17 protein-coding genes are annotated in these 16,377 nt (G+C 71.5%); 7 read left to right on the top strand and 10 right to left on the bottom strand.

Annotated features, from left to right (window positions below; genetic code table 11):
* Positions 1 to 23 precede the first annotated feature (23 nt).
* Entirely contained in the window at positions 24 to 1,535 is a 1,512-nt protein-coding gene (arfA, locus tag LQ326_RS15030) for an arabinosylfuranosidase ArfA (protein ID WP_234536676.1), read from the top strand.
* Positions 1,536 to 1,621: 86 nt separating this feature from the next.
* Here the strand turns inward: arfA and LQ326_RS15025 are convergent, their stop codons facing one another.
* Positions 1,622 to 4,603 carry a glycoside hydrolase family 35 protein gene (locus tag LQ326_RS15025; protein ID WP_234536674.1) on the bottom strand — a complete coding sequence of 994 codons (2,982 nt, stop codon included), beginning with the start codon at positions 4,601 to 4,603 and terminating at the stop codon, positions 1,622 to 1,624.
* Between the two features lie 73 nt (positions 4,604 to 4,676).
* Here LQ326_RS15025 and LQ326_RS15020 point away from each other — a divergent pair, with 73 nt between their 5' ends.
* On the top strand, positions 4,677 to 5,135 hold the full coding sequence (locus tag LQ326_RS15020) for an RrF2 family transcriptional regulator (RefSeq protein WP_234536672.1): 459 nt from the start codon (positions 4,677 to 4,679) through the stop codon (positions 5,133 to 5,135).
* Between the two features lie 40 nt (positions 5,136 to 5,175).
* Entirely contained in the window at positions 5,176 to 5,415 is a 240-nt protein-coding gene (locus LQ326_RS15015; RefSeq protein WP_234536669.1) for a hypothetical protein, read from the top strand.
* 82 nt (positions 5,416 to 5,497) lie between these two features.
* Here LQ326_RS15015 and LQ326_RS15010 read toward each other — a convergent pair whose 3' ends face one another.
* The 4 genes from LQ326_RS15010 to LQ326_RS14995 form a co-directional block, all read right to left on the bottom strand.
* Entirely contained in the window at positions 5,498 to 6,484 is a 987-nt protein-coding gene (locus tag LQ326_RS15010) for a GlxA family transcriptional regulator (protein WP_234536665.1), read from the bottom strand.
* Positions 6,485 to 6,528: 44 nt separating this feature from the next.
* Positions 6,529 to 7,344: a helix-turn-helix domain-containing protein gene (locus LQ326_RS15005; protein WP_234536663.1), complete on the bottom strand. Its 816-nt coding sequence runs from the start codon at positions 7,342 to 7,344 to the stop codon at positions 6,529 to 6,531.
* A 10-nt stretch (positions 7,345 to 7,354) separates the two neighbouring features.
* Positions 7,355 to 8,383, bottom strand: a complete 1,029-nt coding sequence (locus LQ326_RS15000) for an NAD-dependent epimerase/dehydratase family protein (protein WP_234536660.1) — start codon at positions 8,381 to 8,383, stop codon at positions 7,355 to 7,357.
* A 117-nt stretch (positions 8,384 to 8,500) separates the two neighbouring features.
* Entirely contained in the window at positions 8,501 to 9,292 is a 792-nt protein-coding gene (locus LQ326_RS14995) for a helix-turn-helix domain-containing protein (protein WP_234536658.1), read from the bottom strand.
* Between the two features lie 122 nt (positions 9,293 to 9,414).
* On the opposite strand from LQ326_RS14995, the gene LQ326_RS14990 reads away from it, so the two are divergent.
* Positions 9,415 to 9,807 carry an isomerase gene (locus LQ326_RS14990; protein WP_234536655.1) on the top strand — a complete coding sequence of 131 codons (393 nt, stop codon included), beginning with the start codon at positions 9,415 to 9,417 and terminating at the stop codon, positions 9,805 to 9,807.
* On the opposite strand, the gene LQ326_RS14985 is transcribed toward LQ326_RS14990, so the two are convergent.
* From LQ326_RS14985 to LQ326_RS14975, 3 genes are all read right to left on the bottom strand, one after another.
* Entirely contained in the window at positions 9,804 to 10,322 is a 519-nt protein-coding gene (locus LQ326_RS14985; RefSeq protein ID WP_234536653.1) for a hypothetical protein, read from the bottom strand. The two genes, LQ326_RS14990 and LQ326_RS14985, sit on opposite strands and share 4 nt — an antisense overlap.
* Positions 10,323 to 10,471: 149 nt before the next feature.
* Complete coding sequence (locus tag LQ326_RS14980) at positions 10,472 to 10,711, bottom strand: DUF397 domain-containing protein (protein WP_234536651.1); 240 nt, start codon at positions 10,709 to 10,711, stop codon at positions 10,472 to 10,474.
* Positions 10,708 to 11,529, bottom strand: a complete 822-nt coding sequence (locus LQ326_RS14975; protein ID WP_234536649.1) for a helix-turn-helix domain-containing protein — start codon at positions 11,527 to 11,529, stop codon at positions 10,708 to 10,710. Before LQ326_RS14975 ends, LQ326_RS14980 begins: the two co-directional genes overlap by 4 nt.
* A gap of 130 nt (positions 11,530 to 11,659) precedes the next feature.
* Between LQ326_RS14975 and LQ326_RS14970 the strand changes: the two genes are divergently transcribed.
* Both LQ326_RS14970 and LQ326_RS14965 read left to right on the top strand, forming a co-directional pair.
* Entirely contained in the window at positions 11,660 to 12,124 is a 465-nt protein-coding gene (locus LQ326_RS14970; RefSeq protein WP_234536647.1) for an ATP-binding protein, read from the top strand.
* Between the two features lie 271 nt (positions 12,125 to 12,395).
* Positions 12,396 to 13,292: a UTP--glucose-1-phosphate uridylyltransferase gene (locus tag LQ326_RS14965; RefSeq protein ID WP_234536646.1), complete on the top strand. Its 897-nt coding sequence runs from the start codon at positions 12,396 to 12,398 to the stop codon at positions 13,290 to 13,292.
* A gap of 137 nt (positions 13,293 to 13,429) precedes the next feature.
* Here LQ326_RS14965 and LQ326_RS14960 read toward each other — a convergent pair whose 3' ends face one another.
* Both LQ326_RS14960 and LQ326_RS14955 read right to left on the bottom strand, forming a co-directional pair.
* Complete coding sequence (locus tag LQ326_RS14960) at positions 13,430 to 14,158, bottom strand: SDR family oxidoreductase (protein ID WP_234536644.1); 729 nt, start codon at positions 14,156 to 14,158, stop codon at positions 13,430 to 13,432.
* Positions 14,151 to 14,786: a TetR/AcrR family transcriptional regulator gene (locus LQ326_RS14955; RefSeq protein WP_234536642.1), complete on the bottom strand. Its 636-nt coding sequence runs from the start codon at positions 14,784 to 14,786 to the stop codon at positions 14,151 to 14,153. The genes LQ326_RS14960 and LQ326_RS14955 overlap by 8 nt, the downstream gene beginning before the upstream one ends.
* A gap of 205 nt (positions 14,787 to 14,991) precedes the next feature.
* Here LQ326_RS14955 and LQ326_RS14950 point away from each other — a divergent pair, with 205 nt between their 5' ends.
* Positions 14,992 to 16,356: an MFS transporter gene (locus tag LQ326_RS14950; RefSeq protein ID WP_234536639.1), complete on the top strand. Its 1,365-nt coding sequence runs from the start codon at positions 14,992 to 14,994 to the stop codon at positions 16,354 to 16,356.
* Positions 16,357 to 16,377 lie beyond the last annotated feature (21 nt).

Raw genomic sequence — 16,377 nt, 5'->3', positions numbered from 1 at the left:
CCACCCACCCCGAAAGGCGAACATTGCGCACCGCCCGCTTCACCCTCGACCCCGCCTTCACCGTCGGCGAAGTCAACCCCCGCCTGTTCGGCTCCTTCATCGAGCACCTGGGCCGCTGCGTCTACACCGGTATCTACGAGCCGGCCCACCCCGCGGCCGACGCCGAAGGCCTCCGCACGGACGTCCTCGGCCTCGTCCGTGAACTCGGCGTCACCACCCTCCGCTATCCCGGCGGCAACTTCGTCTCCGGCTACAAGTGGGAGGACTCGGTCGGCCCGGCGGCGGAACGCCCCCGCCGCCTCGACCTCGCCTGGCGGTCGACGGAGACCAACCGCTTCGGGCTCGCCGAGTACATCGGCTTCCTGAAGAAGGTCGGCCCGCAGGCCGAGCCCATGATGGCGATCAACCTCGGCACGCGGGGCGTGGCGGAGGCCCTGGAGCTCCAGGAGTACGCCAACCACTCCTCCGGAACCGCCCTGTCGGACCTCCGCGCCGCCCACGGCGACAAGGACCCCTTCGGCATCAGACTCTGGTGCCTGGGCAACGAGATGGACGGCCCCTGGCAGACCGGACACAAGACCGCCGGGGAGTACGGCCGCATCGCCGCCGAGACCGCCCGCGCCATGCGCCAGATGGACCCGTCCGTGGAACTGGTCGCCTGCGGTTCCTCCAGCCAGTCCATGCCGACCTTCGCCGAGTGGGAGGCGACGGTCCTCACGGAGACGTACGACCTGGTCGACTACATCTCCCTGCACGCCTACTACGAGCCCCAGGACGGCGATCTCGACTCCTTCCTGGCCTCCGCCGTCGACATGGAGTCCTTCATCGAGAACGTGGTCGCCACCTGTGACCACGTGGGCGCCAGACTGAAGTCCCGGAAGAAGATCAACCTCTCCTTCGACGAGTGGAACGTCTGGTACACCTCGAAGTGGCACCAGATCGAGAACTCCGCCGCGCGGGACTGGGCCGAGGCCCCCCGTCTCCTGGAGGACAACTACAGCGTCCTGGACGCGGTGGTCTTCGGCTCCCTCCTCATCGCCCTGCTCCGCCACGCCGACCGCGTCACGGTCGCCTGCCTGGCCCAGCTGGTCAACGTGATCGCCCCGATCATGACGGAGCCCGGCGGCCCGGCCTGGCGGCAGACGACGTTCTTCCCGTTCGCCCAGGCGTCCCGGTACGGCAGGGGCCAGGTCCTGGACGTACGGGCGGACTCACCGACGTACGACACGAAGAAGTACGGCGAGACCAGCCTGCTGCACGCGACGGCGGTCCGGGCCGAGGACGGCACGGTCACGGTCTTCGCCGTCAACCGCAGCCGGACGGAGCCGCTGCCGCTGGAAATCGCCCTGAGCGGACTGGACCTGACCCAGGTCACGGAGCACAGCGTCCTGTCGGACGAGGACCCGGACGCCCGCAACACCTTGGCGGACCCGGAGCGGGTGACCCCTCATCCGGCCGAGGGCACATCGCTGAACGACGGCACGCTCAGTGCTGTCCTCGAACCCCTTTCCTGGAATGTGATCCGACTGGCCTAAGGGCAGACGCGCCCCTTCAGGGGCGCGGGGCCGTATCGGTGTGCGGCGCCGCCGCGTGGGCGCGACCAGCCCCCACCGGCCCGCAGTCAACGGCCGGGGGAGTCCACCCCCAGAACCTCGACTCCTCCGGCCGCGCTACCCAGCAACTCAAGCCGCACCGCCCCAGGGCCGGCCTCGGACGTTCCGTCCGAAAGCACGGCCAGCGCCAACGTGTTCGACCCCCGCGTCCGCAGGATCCCGTTCGGCAGCACGAACGTGTGCTGGGGCCCCACGTCGTTCACGTACTGCCCCAGGTTCCACCCGTTCAGGAAGATCTGCACCCGATAGGCCCGCGCCGGGTCGTCCTCCAGCACCAGCCCCACCGACGCGTCCACTCCGCCCGGCACGGTCATCCGGAACTCCGTCCGGTACCAGGTGACCCCCATCCGCTGGTCCGCGCGCGGCAGCGAAACCGACTCCCACCCGCCGTCCGCGAATCCGGGCAGGTGCCAGCCCTCCCGCTCCCCGTGCAACCCTCCGTTGTTCTGCGGCCCCCGCACCGGATCCGGCGCGGCGGCCCCCTGGATCCGCCAGGTCACCTCAGGGGAGACCCCGTCGAAGGAGACGGCGGTCAGTCCGCGCGCCACCTTGTGGGTGTCCTGCGACCCGCCGTCCATGTCGTGCTGCATCCGCCGCACCAGCACGGACAGCACATGCCGCCGCTTCTTGCGCCGCTTCTTCCGCAACCCGGCGGCGGAGAACTCGGCCGTGGCGGTCCAGCTCCCCTTGCGCACCGTCTTCGCGTCCGGCACCGGCATCCGGTGCGAGCCCAGCGGCACCCCGTCCAGCCAGGCCATCAGCATGCCCTGGGTGCCCGTGCTGTAGGCGAGCGAGACCGACTCCAGGTCCGTCAGGTCGCCGTCCACCCGCCCCCGGTACCAGACGTCTCCGTAGTGGAAGCCGTAGTCGTCGGCGAAGAGCACCGGCTGACCCGCGGGGACGGCCGTCGTGCTGAACGACGTCCGCTTGTCGGCGACCGTCCACGCCGAGTCGTCGAAGCCCACCGCGGCCTCGGGATTCCCGGCCTTCCTGCGCCAGCCTCCCAGGACCGGCAGCGCCGGCCGCGGCGCCGCCGGCATCTCCGACAGGGCGACCAGGCTCTCCGAGACGGTCACCCGCGTCGGTACCGGCTGCCCGTTCCAGGTGACCGAGGTGATCCCGCGGGGCCCCCAGACCTCCACGCCGCTCGCCCCGACGATGTCCCCGGTGAGCTGGACGGCCGACCCGTCGAGCTTCGCGTGGCGCAGCAGCGCCGGGCCGTAGACGAGGAGCGTGCCGGACGGGGTGTCGTACGGGAACAGCCGCAGGGAGGTCGCGTCGTCGGCGAAGAGGAGGAGCAGCGGGGTGTCGGACTCGCCCCGCTGGACCAGGACCCGGGTCAGCCCGCCCTGCCCGAGCGGCGCGGTGACGTGCAGGACGCCCTGGTCGTAGACCCAGGCCGCCTCGGCGTCGAGGCGCTGCACGAAGGGCTCGGTCGGGCAGTCCAGCACCAGGTGCGCCATCTCGCCGTAGCGGCCGGTGAACAGGGCGATGTCCTGGCGGCCGGCGGTGATCAGGAACATCGGTTGGGCGGTGCAGTAACGCAGCTTCCGTTTGCCGAGGGAGAGGCCGGCGGTGACGAGCCGGGCGTCGTGGGCGGGGACGGTCAGCTCGACGTCGTCGCCGGCGGCCGTCCGGAGTGTGGAGGTGACCTCCTCGGCGCCGTCGTTGCGCAGGACGTAGACGTGGGCCTGGGTGTCGGGGTTGGTGAGGTGGTAGGCCTTCAGCCCGGTCACGTGGACGTCGGCCGCGCGGTCCAGCTTCGCGAAGTCGGGGATGCGCTGGAGGAGGTGGCCGAGCTGGTGCATCGGCGCGGTCTTCGGCGTGACGTTGCGGGCCTCGTCGATGGCCGCGCCGTAGTCGTACGACGTGTAGACGACCGGCGCCGGCAGCCAGCCCCAGGTGGTGCCGCCGTAGGTCATGTAGACGTTGTGGAGGGTGATGCCGTTGGCGAGGTTGGTGAGGTAGAAGCGGCGTTCGTAGGCGGCGTCCCGGGTGCGCCGGGACTCGGCGTAGCCCTTGCCGCCGAACTCGACCCCGCCCCACGGGTCGAACCAGCCGCCGCCGAACTCCGGCACGAACCCCGGGGTGCCGGGGCTCGCGGTCGCGCCGCCCCGGGGGCCGCCGATCCCGAAGTCACCCCAGTCCGGCGGGGGCTGGGAGGGCGAGGGGTAGCCGTCGAAGCCGTACAGCCACTTGCCTCGCTCGCCGCCGGTGTCGAAGGAGCCGGGGATCCAGTAGCCGTTGCGGCCCTTGTCGTTGTGGAAGAGGGGGACGTCGATGCCGTCGGCCCGCACCTTCTTGTAGAGGTGGGACATGTAGGCGGCGCCTGCCGGGTCGGTGACGTGGCCGTCGTACTCGTTCTCGATCTGGTAGAGGAGGACGGTTCCGCCGCCGTCGGTGTGCTGGTGGCGGCGGACGACGCGGTTGACGGCCGTCAGCCACTCGTCGACGTGGGAGAGGTAGACCGGGTCGGTGGAGCGGGCGGCGCCAGCGGTGGCGGTGAGCCAGCCGGGGAAACCGCCGGCGTCGACCTCGGCGTTGATGTAGGGGCCGGGGCGGACGATGACGTACAGGCCGGTCTCGGCGGCGGTGCGCAGGAACAGGTCCAGGTCACGGACGCCGGTGAAGTCGTAGGTGCCCGGTGCGGGCGAGTGGTAGTTCCACGCCACGTAGACGCTGACCGTGTTGTAGCCGTGCGCCCGCATCTTCTCCAGGACGTCCCGCCACAGGGACGGGCTCGGGAGGCGGAAGGGGTGCATCTCGCCGGACCAGACGACCAGCCGCCGGCCGTCGACGATCAGGGAGTGGTGGTCGTGGCCGATGCCGTGCCGCCGCCCGTCGGCGCGCGGCGCGGCCGGTGGCGGGCCGGTGGGCACGCTGCGCGCCGCGTAGGCCGAGGGCGCCCCGGGGCCGCCGCTGCCGCCCAGGGCGAAGCCGAGCGCGGCCGAGCCGGCGAGGGCACTGAAGGTACGTCTGCTGAGCGCCAAGGGATCCTCCCGGGCGATCTTACGGGGCGCGGGTGCGGCCATTGTCCACGCAAGGACGCCTCACAATGGACGCATGAGGATCTCGGCACGAGCGGATTACGCGGTACGGGCGGTTCTGGAGCTCGCCGTACGGCAGGGCGAGGGCCCCGTGAAGGCGGAGGAGATCGCCGGCGCCCAGGCCATCCCGCACAAGTTCCTGGAGGGCATCCTGGGTGACCTCCGGCGCGCCGGGATCGTCGACAGCCGGCGTGGCGGGGGCGGCGGCTACCGGCTGGCGCGGGAGGCGTCCGCGATCACGGTGGCGGACCTGATCCGCGCGGTGGACGGCCCGATCGTCTCGGTACGCGGCGAACGCCCGACGGGTCTGGCCTACACCGGCACCGCCCAGCCGCTGCTGCCCCTGTGGATCGCCCTGCGCGCCAACGTCCGCAAGATCCTCGAAGGCGTCACCGTCGCGGACATCGCGGCGGACGCCCTGCCGGAGCCGGTACGAGCACTGGCGGCGGAACCGGCGGCCTGGGAGAACCCCTGAGCCAACGGGCGGCCGGCCGCCGGTCCCTGACCGCCGGCTGTTGGCCACCGGCTGCTGGTTCCTGGCGACCGGCCGCCGGCTGCTGGCCACTGGCTGGTGGCCGCTGACGACCGGCTGCGGTCCCTGGCTGCTGGCTGCTGGCTGCTGGCTGCTGGCCGCTGACGGCCGCTGGTACCTGGCTGCTGGTCACCGGCCGCTGGCCCGTGACCGCCGGCTGCCGGCCACCGGCCGCTGGTCCCTGGCTGCTGGTCACCGGCCGTTGACCCTCGGCGTGCTGTGAAGTCCGGGATTGTGATGGCCGGACTTCGCCCGCGCCGGGCGCTCCTGGCGTCGGTTTGCCGCTCTCGGTGTCGGTCTGCCGGTCAGGCCCGGCTCGGTGCCGTGGCCCGGAAGGTGTTGCGGTACGCCTGCGGGGAGACGCCGATCGCCGCGTGCAGATGCTGCCGCAGTGAGGTGCCGGTGGCGAACCCGACCTCGGCCGCGATGCGGTCGATCGACAGCTCGCTGGTCTCCAGGAGGTCGCGGGCCCGCCGTACCCGCTGCTGGATCAGCCAGCGCCCCGGGCTCGTACCCGTCTCCTCCTGGAACCGGCGGGCGAACGTGCGCTGACTCATCCGGGCGTGGTCGGCCAACTCCCGCAGCGCCAGCGGCCGTTCCAGGTTCTCCAGGGCCCAGGCCCGGGTGGCCGCGGTGCCGGTGGCACCCTCCTCCGGCACCGGCTGCTCGATGTACTGCGCCTGGCCGCCGTCCCGCCACGGCGGCACGACGCACTGCCGGGCCACGCTGTTGGCGACCGCGCTGCCGTGGTCGGAGCGCACGATGTGCAGGCACACGTCGACGCCGGAGGCCGCGCCGGCCGAGGTCAGGACATCCCCGTCGTCGATGAACAGGACGTCGGGATCCAGTGCGACCTGCGGGAACATCCGCCGGAACTGCGGCGCCAGCGCCCAGTGCGTGGTCGCCGGCCGCCCGTCCAGCATCCCGGCCGCCGCGAGCGCGAACGCCCCCGTGCAGATCGAGACGATCCGGGTACCGGGCCGGATCCGCGCCAGCGCGCCGGCCACCGGCTCGGGCAGCTCCTGCGTGATCCGCGCCATGTCGTACGGCGGCACGACCACGGTGTCCGCGCTCTCCAGCGCCTCGGGCCCGTGCCCGACGGTGACCGCGAAGTCGGCACTGGTCGTCACCGTACGATCGTCGGTCGCCGCGCAGGTCACCACCTCGTAGGCGCTGGGAACACAGGGGAAGACCCGGTTCGGGATCCCCAGCTCGAAGGGGTAGACCCCGTCGAGCGCGAGGACGACGACCCGGTGGGGGCGGGCGGGCAGGAAGTCGACAGGGGCGGACATGGCACGATTCTATCGCTCGCCGTGCATTCGGCCATGCGCGCTGGTCAGAGGCTGCTGAGCAGTGCCAGGCGCTCGGCGCTGGCGGAGCCCTGGTCGGCGTAGTGGACGACGATCAGCTGGCGGGTCTGCGGGCGCACCATCTTCTCGTAGTGCAGGTCGAGTTCGCCGACGAGCGGGTGGTTCAGCCGGGTGCGGCCGCTGTCCCGGCGGCGGACCTCGCGGCGGGTCCACAGCGTGCTGAACCGCTCGCTGGCGACGGTGAGTTCGCCGATGGTCTCCAGCAGCTCCGGGTCGGCCTCGTCGATGTCGATGACGGCGCGCAGTCCGGAGACGGCCTTCGCGGTCATGTCGTCCCACTGCGGGTAGAGGCTGCGCATCTCGGGTTCGAGGAAGGCGGCCCGCAGCGGGTTGTGGCCGACGGCGAAGAAGGGGCACAGCAGCACGGCCGGCCGGTTCGCGGCGACGACCCGTCCGCTGGGCCCCTGGGCGTAGGCGGGGGTCTGCGGCCAGCTGTCCAGCAGTGGCTGCAGATCGCCCTGGTTCGTACGGGCACGGCCGCGCGGCCTGCGGGCGGGCGGGGCGGGGTGGGCGAGGCGGTGCAGGTAGGCGACGGCGTCCTCGTCGAGCTGGAGGGCGGCGGCCAGGGCGGTCAGGATCTGGTCGGAGGGGTTGAGGTTGCGGCCCTGCTCCAGGCGCAGGTAGTACTCGGGGCTGATGCCGGCGAGCTGGGCGACCTCCTCGCGCCGCAGTCCGGGGACCCGGCGCCGCTCGCCGGCGGGCAGCCCGGCCTGCTGCGGGCTGATCTGCCCGCGCCGGGCCCGCAGGAACCCGCCCAGGGTGTCGGCCGTCTCGTGCGCCATGCTCTCGACGTTAACCGCTCACCAGTCCGAGGCGGACCAGGCTCTCCGCGGTGGCCACGACGGCGTCCTCGTTGGAACGCGGGGACCAGTCCAGCTCCTTGCGGGCCTTCGCGTGGGAGGCGCGGCGCACCACACCCAGTTGCGGCACCGTCTCCCGCAGCGCCGGGCTGACCACGGCCAGCAGGCGCAGCAGCCAGGCCGGGGCCGAGCCGGTGGGGGCCTCGGCGGCGGCCTCGCCCAGCCGCGCGCGCAACGCCAGGGCGATCTGCTGGAAGGAGATCGGCTCGCCCGCGAGCGCCAGGTACCGCTGTCCGGCCGCCTCAGGCGCCGTCATGGCACGCAGATGCAGGTCGGCCGCGTCCCGGACGTCCACCGTGTTGGTCCAGATCGGCGGCGCGGCCCGCATCCCGCCGGTCAGCATCGCGTGGATGATACGGACGGACGCGGAGTAGTCGGGTCCGAGGACCGGCCCGAAGATGCCCACGGGGTTGACGACGGTCAGCTCCAGGCCGTCGCCCTCGCTCCCGACGAAGTCCCAGGCGGCCCGTTCGGCGACCGCCTTGGACTTGACGTACGCGGACACCCCCGGTCCGTCGGTCCGCGTCCAGTCGTCCTCGTCGAACCTCCGTCCGGTTGCGCCATGGCCGTAGCCCACCGCTGCGAAGGAGGAGGTCAGCACCACGCGCCGGACGCCCGCGGCGCGGGCGGCGCGCAGGACCCGCAGGGCCCCGTCCCGGGCCGGGACGATCACCTCGTCCTCGTTCTTCGGCCGCGCTCCGGGAAACGGCGAGGCCACGTGCAGGACGTAGTCGGCTCCCGCCACGGCCCGGTCCCATCCCCGGTCGGAGGTCAGATCCGCCTCCACCCAGGAGACGCCGTCCGCGTGCGGGGCCCCGGCCTCGGCGAGCATCCGCTCGGCGCCGGACCGCCGTGTCAGGGAGCGCACCGTGGTCGTGACGGTGTGCCCGGCGGTCAGGAGCTGCGCGATCGTGTGGGAACCCAGAAACCCGGTTCCGCCCGTGACGAGTACATGTGCCATGCCTTCATGGTCGGCGGCCGGACCGGCGCGTTCCAGATCCCGCCGATACCAGTACTCCGGGGGACAGGCTCGGCGACGCCACCCCTTGAACCGGCGGGAAGACCGGCACCCGGGCCGTCATCCGGCCATCGCCCGCAGCAGAGCCGCCGTGTGCGCGTCCGCCGGGAAGAACGTCTCGATGGCGATCTCGTCCAGGGTCACGTCCCGCGGGGAACCGAACACCGTGGTGGTGTAGAGCAGGGCGAGGTCGCCGTGGTCGGAGGACAGTCGCAGGGGGACCACCAGGTCGTCGTGGAGCGAGCCGCCGCCCGGGACGTCGTCCGTCGCGGGGGCCGGGTAGCTCTCCAGTTCCGCGAGCAGTTCGGCGAGGCCCGCGGTCGACGTGCGGTCGAGCTGGCGGCGGACCCGGCGCAGCACGTGGGCACGCCACTGCGCGAGGTTCCGGATGCGCCCGGACAGGCCTTCGGGGTGCAGGGTCGCCCGCAACACGTTGAGCGGCGGGCCGGCCACGTCCGCCGTCACGTCGCCGAGGAACAGCCCCATGGCGCGGTTCGCGGCCAGCAGTTCCCACCGCACGTTGACGGCGAGCGCCGGATTCGGCTCGTGCCCGGCGAGCACGGCCTCCACCGCGGAGCGCGCCGCACCCAGGTCGGCGTAGGCGCGTTCGCGGTGCACCGGGGCGAAGCCGGCCGCCAGATAGAGCGCGTTGCGCTCCCGCAGCGGCACGTCGAGCTCGTCGCACAGCCGCCGGATCATGTCCCGGCTCGGGTTCGCCCGCCCCGTCTCGATGCAGCTCAGATGCCGGGTCGACAACTCGGCGGCGAGCGACACGTCGAGCTGCGAACGCCGGCGCCGCTCACGCCAGCGCCGCACCAGCACCCCGACCGGCTCGATGGTGGTCGTCGTCATGACACTCAGGCTGCCCGGCGGCGCGGGGCACGGCAATGACCTCGCGGGTCATCGACAGCACGCGCCGCGCCCCTTCAAAGTCGTTGACCGACAGCCCACTTCACCGCGAAGGGACGCTCCCCATGACCGAGACCGCCGAACCGCTCGACCAGTACGTACGGTTCTGGAACACCGGCACCGAGCACGAGCAGCGCGCCTGCGCACAAGCCGCCTTCGCCGACGGCGTCGAGTACCGCGCCCAGATCGGAATCCTCAGCGGGACCCAGGCGCTGATCGACTTCCGCAACCAGTTCGCCGCCCACATGGGCACGGTCGCGCTCCGCCTGCGCGAGGAGCCTCAGGTCCACCACGACCGGGCCCGGCTCCGCTGGGAGATCCTGACCGGCGCCGACGCGGAGACGTCCTTCGCCACCGGAACCGACGTCCTGCACCTCGACGGGGACGGCCGGATCAGCTCCGTCACGGTGTTCCTGGACCGGGCGCCCGAGGGCTTCGATCCCGAGGCGCACGACTAGTCGACGGGCTGGCCGAGGCGGATCCGGGTGTCGCAGCCGATGTCCTGGTTGTAGGTGGCGGAGCCCTGCCGGTACGTGTAGCGGCAGGTGGTCAGGTCACCGCGCACGGCACCGGTCACCTTGATCCGGGCCTCGTAGTACAGGTCCGACAGGGTGTGCGCCCGGATCCGGAACGAACTGCCCTTGTGATAGAGGGCGTGGTCGTCCCTGAGGCCTACGGGTACCACTCCATAGGGGTGGGCGCCGGCGCCGTCGCTGACAACCCGGTAAGCGGTGACGCGCAGTCCGGCCGGCACATGGACGATCTTCCCGCTGAGGACGGTGAGCGGCTTCCCCGACGTGTTCTCCATCTGCGGCATGGTCACCCAGTACTCCTTGCCGATCTGGGTGTGCTCGTACCCGACGAGGTTGCTGTGCTTCGCGTCGCCCTCCAGTGCCGTTCCGCCGCCGTCGGAGCACGAGGTGAGGAGGGCGGCGCTCAGGACCACGGACACGGCGAAGAGACGTCTGGACATGGCTGGATCCCCCCTGGTGGACTCGCAGTACCGGGATCAAATCACGCTGTTCAGAGCGTGAATGAGGGGGGCCGGGCATTTTGCGTACCCTTGGCCGGTTCCCCATCCGGCCGATGTGCGAGTGAGACCGGACCGGTATCCGGCGGTCGTCACCGCCCGGCGTACGCGAGGAAGCCGGCCCAGGCGGCGGGGGAGAGGGCCAGTTGGGGGCCCTGGCGGTTCTTGGAGTCGCGGATGTGGATGCTGGTGGGGCAGGTGGCGACCTCGACGCAATCGCCGGAGCCGCTGCTGCTGTAGCTGGACTTGTGCCAGGAGAGGGCGACTTCGATGCAGTCGTCGCCCGAGCCGCCACTGTAACTGCTCTTGAACCAGGCCAGGTTGGTGGTCATAAGTCCCCTCGCATCCGCTTCAGCAGGCCGACTGAGTCTCTAATAGTGTGAGCCTGCGAGCGCATCCTGGCATACCGCATCTGGAGCATGCTGACCACTTTTGGATCAGCGATCAGTTGACCACTCTCCTGGCCTTCGCAGTACGCGAACCAGCGGTTCTCCGGAGTTTCCAGCAGTCGCATAGGACCGTCCAAACCGGCATGCGTCTCCTGCACCTGCGGCATGACCTGGATCTCGACGTTCCGCAGCTCCGCCAGCCGCAGTACGTGGTCGATGAGTTCCCTGGTGACCTCCGCCCCGCCGGTCCGGCGCAGGAACACCCCCTCTTCCAGGATGAAGCTGAACGCCGTGTTGGGGCGCTCGCGCAGCAGTCGCTGTCGGTCCGCTCGGGCCACCCACTGGGCCTCGATCTGTTCGTCGTCCAGCAGCGGAAGCTGCTGCGTGAACAACGTCCGCGCGTACGCCTCCGTCTGCAACAGCCCAGGAAGCAACCGGCATTCGTAGGTGTACAGCGTGATCGCCGCCGCCTCCATCCGCGCCCACCGCCGGAACCAAGCCGCCAACCCCGGCTGCCGAGCCACATGCCCCGCCGCCCGCCGTAAGGCCCCCGTGTTTCCGAGCGCGTCCTCCGCCGCCTCCACGAAGGACTCGTCCGGCATGCGGCGCCCCAGCTCCACCGACGCCACCGTGTGTTTCGAGAACCGCACCCGCTCCCCGAACTCCTCCCTGCTCAGCCCCGCGTGTTCGCGCAACGCCTGGACCACCGCGCCGAAAGTCCGCAGACTGTCCGACGGCTCCGGCTCGACTCCATCGCCCACCTAGGCCACCTCCCGCCCCACATGGTGACGGCGAGTCACCGGTACGGTCCAGTCGGTGACCGTGTACGCGGGCCCGGCGTACGTGGCTCTCACCTGGTGAACCGGCCGTTCCAGGCGCCAGATTGGGGGCATGGACGCACCCCCCATCACCGTCACCGTCAGTCGAACACTCGCCCAGCGGCTGAGTTGCACCCCGCGTGGTGCCCGGCTCGCGCGCCATCTCGCCGTTGCTCAACTCCACGTGTGGGGAGGACGGTTCGCGTCGACGGAGGTGATCGACAAGGTCTCGGTGATCGTCGCGGAGCTGGCCGCGAACGCCGTGACGCACGGCCGGGTGCCGGGGCGGGACTTCGAGCTGCGGCTCTCGCCGGTGACGGGGAGCGTGCGGATCGAGGTCACCGACACCCGGGCCGAACGGCGGCCGCCCGGCCCCCGGGAGGTACGGCCGTCGGGGCCGCTGGACGCCGGCGGGCGCGGGCTCGTGCTCGTGGACGCGTTGGCCGATCGGTGGGAGGTGCTGGAGCGGGACTGCGACGGCGCACCGGGCAAGACCGTACGGGCCGAGGTGGACCTGCCGCTTCGCCGCAGCCCCTGAGCGGGGCCTTCGGTCATCTCCTCCGTGAGGGTGCTGACCGCCGCCGCGGCGGCCGGCTGGAGGCCGGGGCGGCCGCGGCCGCGGGGGCCTCGGTCGAGATCGCCGCGCCTACGGCCCCGGAGCTCGGGCCGGCTGGTGGTCTACTGAGACGTCACCCGCGCGTCGCCTGGACGAAGTGTCCCCGGCAGCCCACGTTTCCCGGCGGCACAGTCCGCGTTGATAGCGTCCCGGTACCTCGTGCACCGCATGCCGTCCGACCGAGAGAGGCCTGATGTCCCCGACGATCCGCAGGGCCGTGATCCCCGCCGCCGGGCTGGGCTCCCGCCTGCTGCCCCTGACCAAGGCCACGCCGAAGGAGATGCTCCCGGTCGGTGACAAACCGGTGATCGAGCACACCGTGCGCGAGCTGGTGGACTCCGGGATCACCGACATCACCATCGTCGTCTCGGGCGGGAAGAGCCTGATCCAGGACCATTTCCGGCCCAACCCGGCCCTCGTCGAGCAGCTTCGCGGCGACGGGAAGACCGCCTACGCGGACGCCGTCGAGGAGGTCGCCGAGCTGGCCCGCAAGGGACACATCACCTACCTCGACCAGTACGGCCCGTACGGCAACGGCACCCCCGTGCTGAACGCCGCCCGCTCCTTCGGCAACGAGCCCGTCCTCGTGCTCTGGCCCGACGACGTGTTCGTCGCCGAGGTGCCCCGCGCCCAGCAGCTGATCCGCGCCTACGAGCAGACCGGCTGCCCGGTGCTGGCCCTGCTGCCCATGGACCCCGCCGACTCCCAGCGCTACGGCGTGCCCATAGTCAAGGAGGACCTCGGCGACGGCCAGTTGCGCATCACCGGCCTGGTCGAGAAGCCCGCGCCGGCCGACGCGCCGTCGCCGTACGCGGCCATCGGCGGCTACGTCGTCACCCCCGGCATCATCGACGAGCTGCGCGAGCAGACCCGCCGCTGGTACGAGCACCGGACCGGCGAGGTGTACCTGACCGACGCCATCAACGCCTACGCCGCCAGCCGGGCCGTGTACGGGCAGGTCATCCAGGGCCGCTGGTACGACACCGGCAACCCGGCCGACTACCTCGTCGCCCAGATGGCCTTCGCCCTCGCCCACCCCGAGTACGGGCCGGTGCTGCGCGGCCTGGTCAGCAAGCTCGACGAGGGCTAGCCAGGCCGGATGCCGTCATACCGCCCCGCGGACTCGACGATGCGCCCAGCCGCGCAAGGGCGCATCGATCACGCGTGCACGGCGGGGGGACGGCTGCACGGTCGGGTGACGGGCGGGGTTCACGCAGTGGGTGAGCCTCAGACCGACTTGGTCTCTCCACCGTCGACGCGGAGGTTCTGGCCGGTCATGTAGGCCGACTCCTCGCCGGCCAGGAAGCGTACGATCCGGGCGGCCTCCGCGGTGCTCTGCGCTCGGCGCAGCGGGATGCCGCTCGTCCAGTCGGGCGGGACGGTGCCGGGGTCGTCCTTGGTCAGCCCGGTGAGGACGTTGTTCATCCGGATGCCCTGCGGGCCGTACTCGTTGGCGTACAGCTTGGTGAAGGAGGCCAGCGCCGCCCGCATCGTCACCGACACGGGGAACATCGGGCCGGGTTCGAAGACGCCCGCGGTGGAGATGTTCACGATCGCGCCGCCGCCGGAGGCGATCAGCTGGGGTGTCACGAGGCGGGCCATGCGCACGACGTTCAGCAGGTAGAGGTCGACGCCCTCGGACCACTGCTCGTCGGTGATCTCGAGCACCGGGCCGCGCGCCGCGTGACCGCTGCTGTTGACGACCGCGTCGACCCGGCCGTACCGCGACACCGCGAGGTCGACGCACGCCCCGAGGTCCGCGACGCTGGTGTTCGAGCCGTCCAGACCGGCACCCCCGAGCGATGTGGCCAGGGCCCGGGCCCGGCCCGACGGCGACATCGCGACCACCCGGTAGCCGTTCGCGGCGAACTCCCGCACGCACGCGGCGCCGATTCCGGATCCGCCACCGACGACGATCGCGACCTTCCCGGCAGCGGACGAGGGGGTCTCAGGCACGCGCGTACTCCTTCAGGCGGGTGGCGACCAGGGACTCGAGCGCGTCGGCGGCCAGCTCGGCGTACCGGGCGAAGTCGGTGTCGTCGCCGGCGGCCGCGGCCACCCGGAAGCCGTCGGTGAGCGCGCGCCCCATGACGGCCATGTCGTGCGCCAGTTCGGTCGCGACGTCCTCCGGCACCTCCCGGTACGAGGTCCGCAGCCGGGCGATGACGAACTGGAACATCTCCTCCCGGATGGCGAGGTACCGCTGCCGGGCGAGGTTGTCCTCCAAGCGCCGTTCGAACGCGAAGACGAGGCCGATGCTCCAGAACGCGGCGGCCGGTTCCGCCAGGCTCGCGGAGGCTGCCGCCGACTCGGTGATGCTGCGTCGTAGCAGCTCACGCATGCCGCCGACGGACTCGTGGGCCTGCTTCCACACCTCCCAGCAGTAGTCGAGCAGTTCGACGAAGAGCTGCTCCTTGTTCTGGAAGTGCCAGTAGACCGATCCGATCGGCAGACCGGACACACGTGCGACATCGGCCATGGTGGTGCCCTCGTACCCGGCCTCGACCGCCAGCGAGACCACCGCCTCGAGGATCGCCCGTTTCGACACCTCGGACGCCCGGTGGGTCTTCCGCTTCGCAGCCATTGGTCCCCCTCGCTCTTCGGACTCTCGTTCTACCAAATCCAGCGCCAGCCCTTGACACCGTGATGGGCGCTAGCGATCGTAATGCCAATTCTAGAACGTTGCTTCTAGATTTCGCTCATGGAACGCGACCCGCTGCGCGCTCCACCTCATCCCGGCGGGCCTGCGATGGCGCGTGCCCGCCCTGTCCCCAGACAGGAAGCCCTCCATGAGGACCACCGATCATCTCGCTCAAGAGAAGATGAGCGGCCTGCAGATCCGCGCCGTCGTCGTCGCGATCGCCCTGATCGTGCTCGACGGCTACGACGTCTCGCTCACGTCGTTCGCCGCCCCGTACGTCGAGAAGGGCTTCGGGGTCTCGAAGGCCGAGCTCGGACTCGTCATGTCCGGCGCCCTGATCGGCATGCTCGTGGGCTCGATCATCGTCGCGCCGCTCGCCGATCGCATCGGCAGACGCAAGATGGGCGTCCTTTCCGCCGCGACGATCGCGGTCGGCATGTTCATCGGCCCGTTCGCGACACCGGAGACCGGAACCTGGCCCCTCGTCCTGAGCCGCGTCGTCACCGGCGTCGGCCTCGGCTGCCTGGTGGCCGTGGCCGGCGTCGTCCTCGCCGAGTACACGGGCAAGCGCGTGTACTCCCTGGTGATGGCCCTCTACGCCGCCGCGATCAACATCGGCGGGCTGCTCGGCGCCATGATCGTGGGCCCGATGCTCGGCGCACACGGCTGGCAGTTCGGCTGGTGGGTCGGGTTCGCCGTGAGCGCGGTCGCCGCGGTCGCCACGTTCGTCTTCCTCCCCGAATCGCTCGCCTGGCTCTCCGAGAACCGCCGCCCGGACTCGCTGCCGCGGCTCAACGCGCTCCTGGCCAAGATGGGCCGCCCCGCGGTCGAGGCGCACCCGGAGCCGGACCCGACGGCCGTCAGGGCGAAGGGCTCGCTGCGCACCGTGTTCACCGGCCGGACCGGCTTCTACACGCTGCTGATGATGGTCGGATACCTCGCGTACATGCTCAGCTTCTACTTCATGACGAACTGGGCGCCGAGCACCGTCGCGGACGCCAACCACAACCCCGCGCTCGCCCCGCAGCTCGTCGCCGCCTTCAGCATCGGCGGCATCCTCGGCAACGTGCTCTTCGGCTACCTCGGCGGCAAGTTCAACGTCCGCCTCCTCACGCCGGTCTTCCTGGTCCTGGCCACCGCCGCCCTGTCGCTGTTCGGCATCGCGGGGCCGGGGATGCCGACCGCCTGGTGGACCCTCTTCCTGGCGTCGTTCTTCCTCTGCGCGGGCACCGCCGCCTTCTACGCGATCGTCCCGACGCTGTACCCGACCCTGGCCCGCTCGACCGGATTCGGCGTCGTCATCGGCTTCGGCCGGTTCGGCGGCATCGCGGCGCCGATCGTCGGCGGCGCGGCCTTCGACGCCGGCATGGGGATGGGGGCGGCCTTCACCGTCTTCGCGCTGCCCATGCTCGTCGCCGGCCTCTGCGTCCTGGCCCTGCACCTGGGCCTGGGGCGCCGCTCCGACGGACAGGACGCCCAGCCGCAGCCCACGCTCGCCGCCAAGTCCGCGTAAGCGCCGTCCACCACTTCCGAG

Origin of the sequence: Streptomyces shenzhenensis (assembly GCF_021462265.1) — a bacterium.
Taxonomy (GTDB): domain Bacteria; phylum Actinomycetota; class Actinomycetes; order Streptomycetales; family Streptomycetaceae; genus Streptomyces; species Streptomyces shenzhenensis.
This window is presented reverse-complemented; position numbering and strand designations above follow the sequence as displayed.

Bases quoted from the DNA above. Each gene is read 5' to 3' on its own strand.
- LQ326_RS15020 (WP_234536672.1), top strand. From the start codon at position 4,677: ATGAGGATCTCGGCACGAGCGGATTACGCGGTACGGGCGGTTCTGGAG.
- LQ326_RS15010 (WP_234536665.1), bottom strand. From the start codon at position 6,484: ATGTCCGCCCCTGTCGACTTCCTGCCCGCCCGCCCCCACCGGGTCGTC.
- LQ326_RS15005 (WP_234536663.1), bottom strand. From the start codon at position 7,344: ATGGCGCACGAGACGGCCGACACCCTGGGCGGGTTCCTGCGGGCCCGG.
- LQ326_RS15000 (WP_234536660.1), bottom strand. From the start codon at position 8,383: ATGGCACATGTACTCGTCACGGGCGGAACCGGGTTTCTGGGTTCCCAC.
- LQ326_RS14995 (WP_234536658.1), bottom strand. From the start codon at position 9,292: ATGACGACGACCACCATCGAGCCGGTCGGGGTGCTGGTGCGGCGCTGG.
- LQ326_RS14990 (WP_234536655.1), top strand. From the start codon at position 9,415: ATGACCGAGACCGCCGAACCGCTCGACCAGTACGTACGGTTCTGGAAC.
- LQ326_RS14985 (WP_234536653.1), bottom strand. From the start codon at position 10,322: ATGTCCAGACGTCTCTTCGCCGTGTCCGTGGTCCTGAGCGCCGCCCTC.
- LQ326_RS14980 (WP_234536651.1), bottom strand. From the start codon at position 10,711: ATGACCACCAACCTGGCCTGGTTCAAGAGCAGTTACAGTGGCGGCTCG.
- LQ326_RS14970 (WP_234536647.1), top strand. From the start codon at position 11,660: ATGGACGCACCCCCCATCACCGTCACCGTCAGTCGAACACTCGCCCAG.
- LQ326_RS14965 (WP_234536646.1), top strand. From the start codon at position 12,396: ATGTCCCCGACGATCCGCAGGGCCGTGATCCCCGCCGCCGGGCTGGGC.
- LQ326_RS14955 (WP_234536642.1), bottom strand. From the start codon at position 14,786: ATGGCTGCGAAGCGGAAGACCCACCGGGCGTCCGAGGTGTCGAAACGG.
- LQ326_RS14950 (WP_234536639.1), top strand. From the start codon at position 14,992: ATGAGGACCACCGATCATCTCGCTCAAGAGAAGATGAGCGGCCTGCAG.